Origin of the sequence: Arthrobacter gallicola (genome assembly GCF_014836775.1) — a bacterium.
GTDB classification, from domain to species: domain Bacteria; phylum Actinomycetota; class Actinomycetes; order Actinomycetales; family Micrococcaceae; genus Arthrobacter_B; species Arthrobacter_B gallicola.
In genome coordinates, this window is sequence record NZ_JACSQD010000005.1 from 147,514 (window position 1) to 159,078 (window position 11,565).

Annotated in this window: 8 protein-coding genes and 2 tRNA genes; 4 read left to right on the plus strand and 6 right to left on the minus strand. The window is 66.8% G+C overall.

Annotation, left to right across the window (positions count from 1 at the left end):
• The 5 genes from H9639_RS11840 to dusB all read right to left on the minus strand — a co-directional run bounded on the left by H9639_RS11840 (position 1) and on the right by dusB (position 4,893).
• Positions 1-72 (minus strand) — tRNA-Asn (locus tag H9639_RS11840).
• Positions 73-199: 127 nt separating this feature from the next.
• A tRNA-Asn gene (locus tag H9639_RS11845) sits at positions 200-272 on the minus strand.
• Between the two features lie 105 nt (positions 273-377).
• Positions 378-2,369, minus strand: coding sequence for a DNA primase (dnaG, locus tag H9639_RS11850; protein ID WP_191808276.1), 1,992 nt, complete (start codon positions 2,367-2,369; stop codon positions 378-380).
• Positions 2,370-2,430: 61 nt separating this feature from the next.
• Positions 2,431-3,714 (minus strand): deoxyguanosinetriphosphate triphosphohydrolase, encoded by a 1,284-nt coding sequence (locus H9639_RS11855; protein ID WP_191808277.1) that lies wholly within the window; start codon positions 3,712-3,714, stop codon positions 2,431-2,433.
• Between the two features lie 6 nt (positions 3,715-3,720).
• Entirely contained in the window at positions 3,721-4,893 is a 1,173-nt protein-coding gene (dusB, locus tag H9639_RS11860; RefSeq protein WP_191808278.1) for a tRNA dihydrouridine synthase DusB, read from the minus strand.
• Between the two features lie 220 nt (positions 4,894-5,113).
• Between dusB and H9639_RS11865 the strand changes: the two genes are divergently transcribed.
• Positions 5,114-6,562, plus strand: a complete 1,449-nt coding sequence (locus H9639_RS11865; protein ID WP_191808279.1) for a short-chain fatty acid transporter — start codon at positions 5,114-5,116, stop codon at positions 6,560-6,562.
• Here the strand turns inward: H9639_RS11865 and H9639_RS11870 are convergent.
• The gene (locus H9639_RS11870) at positions 6,537-7,919 is read right to left on the minus strand and encodes a YibE/F family protein (protein ID WP_404799755.1); all 1,383 of its coding nucleotides are present in this window, start codon (positions 7,917-7,919) and stop codon (positions 6,537-6,539) included. The genes H9639_RS11865 and H9639_RS11870 overlap by 26 nt on opposite strands.
• 207 nt (positions 7,920-8,126) lie before the next feature.
• Here H9639_RS11870 and H9639_RS11875 point away from each other — a divergent pair, with 207 nt between their 5' ends.
• From H9639_RS11875 to H9639_RS11885, 3 genes are read left to right on the plus strand one after another with little or no spacing between them, the layout of a single operon-like run.
• Positions 8,127-8,804 carry an ATP-binding cassette domain-containing protein gene (locus tag H9639_RS11875; RefSeq protein WP_191808281.1) on the plus strand — a complete coding sequence of 226 codons (678 nt, stop codon included), beginning with the start codon at positions 8,127-8,129 and terminating at the stop codon, positions 8,802-8,804.
• Positions 8,804-10,927, plus strand: a complete 2,124-nt coding sequence (locus H9639_RS11880; protein WP_191808282.1) for a YhgE/Pip family protein — start codon at positions 8,804-8,806, stop codon at positions 10,925-10,927. Before H9639_RS11875 ends, H9639_RS11880 begins: the two co-directional genes overlap by 1 nt.
• Before the next feature lie 52 nt (positions 10,928-10,979).
• The gene (locus H9639_RS11885; RefSeq protein WP_191808283.1) at positions 10,980-11,543 is read left to right on the plus strand and encodes a TetR/AcrR family transcriptional regulator; all 564 of its coding nucleotides are present in this window, start codon (positions 10,980-10,982) and stop codon (positions 11,541-11,543) included.
• Positions 11,544-11,565 lie beyond the last annotated feature (22 nt).

Sequence of the window (11,565 nt, forward strand, 5' to 3'; positions counted from 1 at the left end):
TCCCCCGACTGGACTCGAACCAGTAACCCTTCGATTAACAGTCGAATGCTCTGCCAATTGAGCTACGGGGGAAAGCGGCGACATCAGTCTACAGGACTTTCAGGCTGTCACCGAACCGTTGATCCTGCCTCCCGCCGTCGGACACCCGGCAGGAAGAAGGCCCCTGACCTGCGATATCAACAGGTCAGGAGCCTATTTGCTCCCCCGACTGGACTCGAACCAGTAACCCTTCGATTAACAGTCGAATGCTCTGCCAATTGAGCTACGGGGGAAAGCGCGACTATTACTCTACAGAGGATCCGCCGAGAAACGAAATCCAGGCCCTCCCCGGCGGGCCGGCAGCGCGGACAACCCACCGGGAACGTTTTGGCGCCGCCCTACTGAATCTCCCGCAGCGCCCGGCGCTGCATCTCCAGTTCCATGAGTTCACGGTTCAGCTGCTGGAACAGCGCCGGATCAGCCCCCGGATCCAGCCGCTGGAGCTGGCCGAGTTTCTCCGCCTTGAGGTGGGTCACCTGGAGTTCAAACAGCCGGTTGAGGATGTCGCGGCAGTACAGCGCCAGGGCGTCGGCATCCCTGGCCGGAATCGGCGTCACCGCCAGTTCGCTGACAAACCCGCGCAGCGCATCCGGAAGCTCCTGCCGCACCTGTTCCACCCACGCGGCCGGCGAACCCGGAACCGTGCCGGCAGCGCGGATCGCATTGTGCACTGCCACATAGGCCGGGACGGTGAAGCGTGCGGCTTTGAACCTCTCCCACTGCCCCTCGTCCAGCATTCCGGGCTGCTGCAGGACAACCTCCAGGGACTGACGTTCCATCCGTGCCGCCGGATCGTTGGGATCAGGGCGTGCGAACGCCTGCTGCGCCTGCTCCGGCACCTGCCCGGGTGCCTCACCGGGAGACTGCTGGCCGGTGTGCTGGCCGGTGTGCTGGCCCGGATGCTGCCCGCCGGGCCGCTGGGAGCGGTCCGGGCCACCGCGCTGCGCACCGCTTCCGGCATCCCGGGCGTCCTGGCGGGTGCCGGTTCCCTCGCGCTGCCGTTTGGCGGCCGAGTTGACCGCGCGCAGGACGTCGTCCACTTCGCTGCCCAGCCAGCCGGCCAGTTCCCGGGCGTAGGCGGGGCGCATCGCGGGATCACGGATGTCCGCAACGACCGGAGCTGCTGCGCGCAGGGCCGCGATGCGGCCCTCCACGGTGTTGAGATCGAATTTGGCCAGCGTGGAGCGGATCGCGAACTCGAACAGCGGGCGCCGGGAGCGGATCAGTTCCGCGACGGCGGCGTCCCCCTGCTGCTGCCGGATGTCGCAGGGATCCATCCCGTTCGGGTCCACGGCCACGAAGGTCTGCGCGGTGAAGCGCTGGTCCTCCTCAAAGGCGCGCAGGGCTGCCTTCTGGCCGGCGGCGTCGCCGTCGAAGGTGAAAATCACCTCTCCCCCGGTGCCGTCGTCGGACAGCAGGCGGCGGGCAATCTTGATGTGATCCGTGCCGAAGGCCGTGCCGCAGGTCGCGACGGCGGTGGTGATCCCGGCCAGGTGGCAGGCCATCACATCGGTGTAGCCCTCCACCACCACCAGCTGACGGTCCTTGGCGATGGACCGTTTGGCGAGGTCGATCCCGTATAGCACCTGCGATTTCTTATAGAGCGGGGTTTCCGGGGTGTTGAGGTACTTGGGGCCTTGGTCATCTTCGTAGAGCTTGCGCGCCCCGAAGCCGATCACCGCTCCGGTGAGGTCACGGATGGGCCAGATCAGCCGGCCGCGGAACCGGTCATAGAAACGGGAGGCATCGGATCCGGTGGAGAACATACCGGTCTGCGCCAGCTCCTCGCGGGTGAACCCCTTGCCGGTGAGGTGCTTGAGCAGCGAGTCCCAGCTCTGCGGGGCATAGCCCACACCGAAATGCTCCGCGGCCGCCGGATCGAAGCCGCGTTCCTGCAGGAAACTGCGGGCCGCCGCGGCACCGGGCGTCAGCAGCTGGGTCCGGAAGAACTCAGCGGCTACCTTGTGGGCATCGAGCAGGCGCTGCCGCTTGCCCACGTCCTCTCGCCGGGGCCCGGTTCCGCCGTCCTCGTACCGCAGTTCGTAGCCCAGCCGGGCGGCCAGCTTCTCCACGGTTTCGGAGAAGGAGCCGTGGTCCATCTTCTGGACAAAGGAGATGACATCGCCGCTCTCCCCGCAGCCGAAACAGTGGTAGGTCCCCACCTGCGGACGGACGTGGAAGGACGGGGAGCGTTCGTCGTGGAAGGGGCACAGCCCCTTGTAGGAGCCGATCCCGGCGGACTTCAGCGTGACATATCCATCCACAACCGCCTTGATGTCGGTGCGGGAACGTACTTCGTCAATGTCTTCGCGTTTAATCAGGCCGGCCATATATCCAGCTTATTCTCCGGTGCCAAATTGGCCGGTCAGGATGCCTGCCGCTGTGGAGAACTCACCACAGTGCCGGGACCGGGCCCACCAGGCGCTCATGCAGCGCCAGCGCCGAGCCGTCCGTGAGTGAGGCGACCTGGTCGATCACCACACGCAGCCGGGCGCCGTCGTCGTCCGCCGCCCGCCAGTCCGCGGCGAACATCGGTTCCAGGTGGCGGTCCCCGGTGGCGGCGAGCTGGGCCACCAGGTTGGTGAGGACCTCGCGCTGGCGTTCGTAGAGCGGCTGGCGCTGGTCGGTGGTCATCACGAACGTGGTGGCCAGGCCCTTCATCACCGCGATTTCGAGCTGTGTCTCCTCCGGGACCACCATTTCGGCGTTGTACCGGGTCAGCGGGTCGGTGCCATAAATTCCGCGGGTCGCTTCCAGGGCGCTGGAGCAAAAGCGGCCGATGAGCTGGCTGGTCATGTCCTTCAGCGCGGCCATCGCCCGGCGGCTTCCATCGGATTCACGGACCCAGACGGCTTCGGCTTCGAGCCGCGCCAGTGCTGCCTCGACAGCCGCCGTTTCGGCCGTGGGAACGTACCACTGCTGGGTGTAGCCGATCACCCGGGCGCGCTGGTCCGGATTATCCAGCCACTTGAGCTGCACGTGCCCGGCAACGATGGCGTCCTCGACGTCGTGCACGGAGTAGGAGATGTCATCGGCCAGGTCCATGACCTGGGCTTCCAGGCAGGAACGGCCGGCCGGGGCACCGTCCCGCAGCCAGGTGAAAACCGGCAGATCGTCCTCGTACACCCCGAACTTGGTGGTGCGCTGCCCGTTGACCAGGGGGGCGTCGACGGCGGACCACGGGTATTTGCAGGAGGCGTCCAGGCTGGCCCGGGTCAGGTTCAGGCCCGCTGGCGAACCGTCGGGTGCGATGATCTTCGGTTCCAGCCGGGTCAGCAGCCGCAGGGTCTGGGCGTTGCCCTCAAACCCTCCGATGGCGTGCGCGATGTCGTTCAGCGCCGTCTCGCCGTTGTGGCCGAAGGGAGGGTGGCCCAGGTCGTGCGAGAGGCAGGCGGCATCAACGACGTCGGGATCGCAGCCCAGCGCGTTACCCAGTTCCCGCCCCACCTGGGCCACTTCCAGGCTGTGGGTCAGACGGGTCCGCACGAAGTCGTCGGTATCCGGGGCAACCACCTGGGTCTTCGCGCCGAGCCGGCGCAGGGCCGAGGAATGCAGCACCCGGGCCCGGTCGCGGCCAAACTGGGTGCGGTTGGTGTTCTTCGCCGGCTCGTCGACCCAGCGTGCCAGGTCGACGTCGGTGTAGCCTGCGGTGCGGAAAGCCTGCGGAAAGGTCATGGAGAATTAGCCGCCTGATACGTCGAGTTCGGCTGCCGCGATGATGGCTTTTTGGGCGGGGTTCAGTTCCCGGCCGTCAAGCCAGCCTTCGGGCAGGGCTGTCTTTTTGGGTGTTCCGGCCCGGCCGCGGGGACCTTCGGCGTCCGCGCCCGGGTACGGAGCGGTGGGGTCCAGCTCGGCGAGGAGCCCGCGCAGGACCTCGAGGGAGGGCACAGTGGCCAGCTTAGCCCGGAGGTCTCCGCCCACCACGTAGCCCTTGAAGTACCAGGCCATGTGTTTGCGGATATCCCGCAGGGCAATTACTTCGTCGCCGAAGGTCTCCACCAGCAGTTCGGCATGGCGGTAGACGCTGTCCGCCACTTCCTTCAGGCCGGGCCGGTGCCGCTCGTCGCGGCCCTCGAAAGCTGCCTGGAGGTCGGCGAAGAGCCAGGGGCGGCCCTGGCAGCCGCGGCCGATGACGACGCCGTCCACGCCTGTCTCATCCACCATCCGGACAGCGTCCTCCGCGGACCAGATATCTCCGTTGCCCAGCACCGGAACGTCCGGCAGTGCGTCGCGCAGCTCGGCAATGGCATTCCAGTCCGCCTTGCCCGAATAGAACTGGGACGCGGTGCGGCCGTGCAGGGTCACCGCCGCCACCCCGGCGTCGCGGGCGATCCGGCCGGCCTCGAGGAAGGTGAGGTGGTCGTCGTCGATGCCCTTGCGCATCTTGATGGTCAGCGGGACATTGCCCTTGGACGCTTCTCGGACGGCGGTCTGGACGATGGCAGTGAACAGGTCCAGCTTCCAGGGCAGCGCGGACCCGCCACCCTTGCGGGTGACCTTGGGAACCGGGCAGCCGAAGTTGAGGTCGATGTGGTCTGCGCGGTCTTCTTCCACCAGGATCCGGATGGCAGCGCCGACGGTGACCGGGTCCACACCATAGAGCTGGACGGAGCGGATCGATTCGTCGTCATCGTGCTCGATGATGCGCATCGATTCCGGCGAGCGTTCCACCAGGGCCCTGGACGTCACCATTTCAGTGACGTACAGCCCGCCGCCGTATTCACGGCACAGCCGGCGGAAGGCCCGGTTGGTAATGCCGGCCATGGGCGCCAGGATCACCGGCGTGTCCACGGTCAGCGGGCCCAGCTTCAAAGGCGGCAGTTCAAGCTTGAGGTTTGGGGTCGCAACAGTCACGTTTCTATTCTCTCAATACTGTGCAAATCCAAGTCCGGTGCGGATCAAACCTGTGCAAACCCTCCACGGGCCGCGGGGTGTCCTGAGCTGCGGATCGGAACCGTTGACACCGGCCAGCCTCCCTCCTAGGGTTCAGGTGCCACAGCAAGGCACTCCCGTGCCGTGAGGCACTTCCGTTTCAAGAGGTTCCAGCGCTGCAACCCGGAAATGAGGTCTCTCCATGTCAACTGCCACTCATCGGTCCGCCAGCTCCGAAAGAGGACTGGCCCGCACTGCCCAAGCTCTGGCCCGCTGGACTGAAAAGTGGTTTCCGGACGCGTACATCTTCGCTCTCGGCGGCGTCGTCATCATAGCGCTGGCTGCTCTGGTCAACGGCTCGTCGGCGCAGTCCGTGGTGGATGCCTTCGGTAACGGGTTCTGGGACCTGACGGCTTTCACCCTGCAGATGTCCATGGTGGTCCTCACCGGCTACGTCGTCGCGACCTCTCCCCCTGTGGCCAGGCTGATCAGCCGCCTGGCCCGCGTACCGCAGAGCGCTGCGACGGCGGTGAGTTTCGTGGCTCTCCTGTCGATGTCCGTTTCGGTGCTGAACTGGGGGCTCAGCATCGTGTTCGGAGGATTGCTGGCGCGGGCCATTGCCCGGCGCACGGACCTGCGGGTTGACTACCGGGCCCTGGGCGCGGCCGCGTTTATGGGCCTTGGGGCGGTCTGGGCGCTGGGACTGTCCTCTTCTGCCGCCCAGCTGCAGGCGACGGCAGCGTCCCTGCCTCCTGCCCTGCTGGAAATCACCGGTGTGCTGGACTTCGGCAAGACCATCTTCACCTGGCAGTCCATGCTCACCTGCCTCATCCTGATCGCCCTGACCACGGTAATCGCGCACTTCTCCGCCCCTACGGGAGATGCCATCCGCACCGCGAAGGACCTCGGCGTGGACCTGGACGATCAGCCGGAACCAGCCGCACAACGGGAACGGCCCGGTGAGTGGCTGGAGTACAGCGCGATCCTGCCCGTTCTGCTGGGGCTGCTGACTGCGGGCTGGCTCGTCTCGCAGTTTGCCTCCAAGCCGTTCCTCAGCGTGATCTCCAGCCTCAACGCCTATCTGCTGGTGTTCCTCGTGCTGGGACTTGTCCTGCACCGGACGCCCAGGAATTTCCTGCAGGCCGTCACCAAAGCCGTCCCGGCCACGGCCGGGATCCTCGTGCAGTTTCCCCTCTATGCATCCATGGCTGCCATCCTCACCAAGGCGGAAGGAGCCGGCGGTGTGACCCTGTCGGAGCATCTGGCCGGGTTCTTCACCGACATCGGATCGGGCGGGGCTTTCGCGGTCGTCATCGCCGTGTACACCATGATTCTCGGGATTTTTGTGCCGTCCGGCGGCGGCAAATGGCTGGTTGAGGCACCGTACGTGATGCAGTCCGCGACGGATGTGGACATGAACCTGGGCTGGACGGTGCAGATCTACAACGTGGCGGAAGCCCTCCCGAACCTGATCAACCCGTTCTTTATGCTGCCCCTGCTGGCCGTGCTGAAGCTGCGGGCACGGGACCTGGTGGGGTTCACCTTCCTGCAGTTCATCTTCCACCTGCCGGTGGTGCTGCTGCTGGTCTGGCTGCTTGGCATGACCTTCAGCTTCGAACCGCCGGTCATTCCCGAGCCGGCCGCCCCCTGAGGGCCGCCCGTTCGCGCAGGCCCGGCTGGGCTCCGGTAGTGGGGTCGATTCCCTGCCCCGGACCAGCCGGTGCCGCGGCGGAAACGGCATCCTCCCCGCCGGCATCCTCCGCGTCCTGCGCCGCCGTTTCTCCGCTCCGCGGGCTGCCTACGGCCTTGACCACCAGGACGGCGACGGCGGTGGTCACCGGGATCGCCAGCACCAGGCCGATAGAGCCGACCAGGGTCCGGATCACCTCTTCCGCAAGCTCCCCGCCGGTCAGGGATTCCAGCACGGTGCGGTCGTAGAGCGAGACCAGGATCAGGACCGGCAGCGCGGCACCGGCGTAGGCGAACGCGATGGTGTAAACAGTGGACGCAATATGGTCCCGGCCCACCCGCATGGCACCGCTGAACAGCCGCTTCGCCGAGGCACCGGGGGCCAGTTCATACATTTCCCAGACCGCGGAGGACTGGGTGATCGTGACGTCGTTCAGCACGCCCAGGCCGGAGATGATGAGCCCGCACAGAATGATGCCGGAGATGGAGAGCTGATCCGAGGCGTTGATCAGCGTGTAGGCATTTTCATTGTCGACGCCGATCAGATGGGCCGCGTCGGTAGCCCAGGCCGCCAGCCCGGCAGTGATGGCCAGCCCGAACAGTGTCCCCAGCAGTGCGGTGGAGGTTCGGGCGGAGAATCCGTGGGCGAAGTAGAGGACGCCGATCATGATGACGCTGGATCCCACCAGCCCGAGCAGCAGCGGCGGCTTGCCCTCCACCAGGCCCGGGAGGATGAACCCGGCGAGTACGGCGTAGGCTCCGCCCAGGCCGATCAGCGCCCGCAGGCCGCGCCAGCGCGCGACGGCGATCACCACCGCCGCATAGAGGACCGCCAGGACGGCAATGGGCACGCTGCGCACGAAGTCCATAAAGATATAGGGCGGCGCGCCGCTGTCCACCATCACGTTTTCCAGGTTGAGGTACCGGACGGTGTCGCCGGCTTCGATGGCATTGGTTTTTGCTACTTCCGGCGGCACCTCGACCGGAACAGCTGCTCCGCCGCCGGAGGGAAGTGTGTACGCGACCTGGCACTGGGGAGCCTGAACCCCTGCCTGGGTGAGGGTTGCCGAGGATGGGCAGTCCTCCACGGACACCCGCTGGACGGAACCGGTGTCGATGCTGACACCGTCTGCCGTGGCGTACGGATCGGCAACGTTGATTTCCTGTGCCTGCCCGTCCGGCCAGAGCAGCAGCATGCCGGTGACGGCCAGCAGTCCCAGGGGAACCAGGATCCAGGCCAGCAGCCGGTTGGCACGGCGCCGGGCTGCGAGCGCGGCCCGGGTGGGTTCGCCCGCGGTGGGGAGATGACTGTGTCCCAAAGTGTTCCTCACTGGTTCCTCGGCGGACCAGGTGCCCGCAGGGGTAAGCGTCCCCATTCTTCCAAGCCGGAGTACGGATGCCGAATCCGGTGCAGCATCCCGCCCAAAAGTGCGTTAGACTGACTGGTCAGATTAAAACTGACTGGTCAGTACAAAAACGTTCCAGTCCCGGCCGGGGTTTTCCCCCGAATCCCAGAAAGGCACCTAGTGCAACCGGTAATCACCGCGGAAGGCCTCAGCCTCTCCGCCGCCCGGGGCCGCGTCTACGGCCCGCTCAGCTTTGACGTAGCCGATCCCCTCAGCGTGCTCTGCGGCCCCGTCGGCAGCGGCCGCACCAGCCTGCTGCTTACCCTCTCGGGCCGGATGAAAGCCGGCAGCGGCAGCCTGACCGTCCTGGAGCGTTCCCTCCCCCGGGACGCCCGGGCGGTTCAGAAACAGACGGCAATCGCCGGTTTCGAGGGCATTGATGACCTGGAGCCCGGCGTCACCGTCGGCCAGGCTGTCCGTGAGCGGCTCGCCTGGCTCTCCCCCTGGTGGAGCTTCGTTCCCAAAGCCACGGACCGCCAGGTCACCCGCGCCTGCGCACCCGTGTTCGGGGAGACCGCCATTCCCGGCGCGTCCACCGTGATCTGGGATCTGGGCGAGGCAGAGAAGTTCCTGCTGCGCCTCTCCCTGGCGATGCTCAGCACGCCGCAGATCCTGTTCGTTGATGACATCGAGCAGCTTCACAGCGAAACCGCACGCCGCCTGGTCTGGGAATGCCTGGCCGCCATTGCCGCCGCCGGCACCGCCGTCGTTGTTGGCGCTGCGTCCCTGGAAAACGACCTCTGGGACTCTCTCCCCATCCAACCGTCCGCACTGCTGCTCAGCCAGGAGGCCCGCTGATGTTCGCCCTGTTTTCCCCCGGTACGGAGCTGAGCCGGTTCCGCCGCGGCACCCTGCCCAAGATCGCCGTCGTCGTGATGCTTTTTATCCCCCTGATCTACGGCGCACTGTACCTCTGGGCCTTCGATTCACCCGACAAAAACCTGGACGGACTCTCCGTTGCCCTGGTCAATGAAGATGCCGGGGCCGACCAGGACGGTGAGTTCCTCAATGCCGGCGAGGAACTGACGCAGAAGCTCCTGGACGGCGCGGATCTCGACTGGCACCCGACGGATGCAGCGGACGCCGCAGACGGTGTGGAGGACGGCACCTACTACCTCTCGCTGACCATCCCCGAAGACTTTTCCGCCAGCGCCGTTTCCGTCGGCACGGACAACCCCGTGCCGGCACGGCTGAAGGTCGATTACAACGACTCCAACAACTTCCTGGCGGGCGTGCTGGGTAAGCAGGCCATGGCCCAGGTCCAGGCCGCTGTCTCCTCTGAACTCGGCAACCAGGTGGCCTCGACCATGCTGGTGGGCCTGAACGACGCCGGAACCGGGCTCCGTGACGCTGCCGACGGCGCCGGGGAACTCAGCACGGGCATCGACTCGGCCGTCGACGGCGCAGGCCAGCTCGTCGCCGGACTCGGCAGCCTGGCTGACGGCACGCTCACCCTGCAGGACGGCGCCTTCCGCCTGTCCTCCGGAGCCGGCCAGCTGGCCTCCGGCCTCAGCGAACTGACCGCGGGCACCTCACAGGTGGCCGCAGGCAGCAACGCCCTTTCCGCCGGCGCCGATTCACTGGCCACCGGAACCTCCACCCTCGCAGCCGGCGCTTCCGACGTCGCGAACGGTGCCGCTTCCCTCAACAGCAACCTCGGGACCCTCTCGGACAAGCTGGGCGCAGCCGTCCCGCAGGCAAAGTCCCTGGACGCCGGCGCCGCGCAGGTCTCCACCGGACTGGACCAGGTCGTCTCCGCGCTCAAGGCCCAGGACCCCAGCAACCCGCTCCTGGCCCAGCTCGAACCGTTGGCTGCGGGCGCACAGCAGGTGGCCGGCGGCACCTCAACCCTGCAGTCGGGAATTGCCGAAGCGGCAGCCGGTGCCGGGCAGCTCTCCGCCGGCAGCTCCACGCTCTCCAGCGGCGCGGCCCAGGTGGCCGCCGGCGCACAGTCCGCCGCGGGCGGCGCAGCCGAACTCTCCGGGGGCGCCGCAACGCTCGCTTCCGGCGCTGCACAGGTTGATGCCGGTGCACGCAGTGCCGAAAGCGGCGCCAATGAGCTCGCCACCGGTGCCAGCACCCTCAGCAGCGGCACCACGGACCTGGCCTCCGGCGCCGGGGAACTGCTCGACGGCGGCACGGCCCTCTCCGAAGGCGCCGAACAGCTCTCCGACGGCAGCCACACCCTCGCTGATGCCCTCGCGGCCGGCGGCCAGGCACTGCCGGAGGACTCCAGCGACCTGATCGACGCCAAGGCATCCGTCGCGGCGAGCCCGGTGGAGCTGGACACGGAGTACACTTCGGAGGCTTCCAGCTTCGGTGAAGGTTTTGCCCCCTTCTTCCTGGCCCTGGCCACCTTCGTCGGCGCGCTCATCACCTGGCTGCTCCTGCGTGCCCTGCCCACCCGGGCACTGGCCGCCGGCGTCTCCGGCTTCCGCGCCGCCACCACCGGCCTGGTTCCGGCACTGGCGATCGGTCTGGGCCAGGTGCTCATCATGATGGCAGTGCTGGTCTGGGGCCTGGATATCCACCCCGCCTATCTGCTCGGCACCGGAGCCTTCCTGTACCTGACCACGGTGGCGTTCCTTGTCCTGCAGCAGATGCTGATCATTGTGCTTGGCACCGCGGCCGGCCGGGTTGCCTCCCTGGTCCTGCTGATGCTTCAGCTGAGCTCCTCCGGCGGCACCTACCCGGTGGAAACCACCCCCGGGTTCTTCCAGGCGCTCCACCCGTTTATGCCGGCCACGTACGTGGTCAACGGTCTGCGGGCTCTGATCACCGGCGGCGTGGACGCCCGGATGTGGATCGCCGTCGCATTCCTGGCCATTCTGACCGCAGTCTGCGTCGCGATCAGCGCACTGAGCGCCGGCAAGCAGCGCATGTGGACGATCAAGCGGCTGCACCCGGAGCTGCACCTCTAAGATCAATCATGGAAACAACGCATCACCCAACCCGGATAAAAGGACACATGGCATGGCACGGGTAACAGGCACCAAGCGGTCAATCCTCGACGCCGCGGTGGAGCTGGCATCCCTGAATGGGATCACCGGCACCACCATGGAGGATGTGGCCGTGCGTGCCGGCGTCGCCAAGGGCAGCGTTTATTACAACTTCTCCTCCAAGGACAAGCTGTTCGAACAGCTGCTGCTGGACGGTGTTGGCACCCTGGCGGAGACCCTGCGCGAGGCCCGGGGAACAAAAACCGGCACCCCCGCCCTGCGGTCCATGGTGGACGCCATCCTGGAACTGGTTGCCAGCAACCAGCCGATGGCGAAGCTGATCGCGGCGGAGATTTTCCGGACCGACCGGTCCTGGCAGTCTCCGCTGCAGCTGGTGCGCCGGGAAGCGCTCGCGGAGTTCGTGGCGGTAATCCAGCACGCCCATCCCGACCGCCCCGACGCGGAGCTGATGGCAGGCACCGTGTTCGGAGCGGTCCTGGTGGGCGGCATCGAATGGCTGGTCTTCAGCCCGGACCGTTCCCTGCAGGAGGTCTCCGATTCGGTGATGTTTATGCTCTCCGGCAATCTGACCGCCTAGCCGCCGAAGCTGGCCGCCGCTG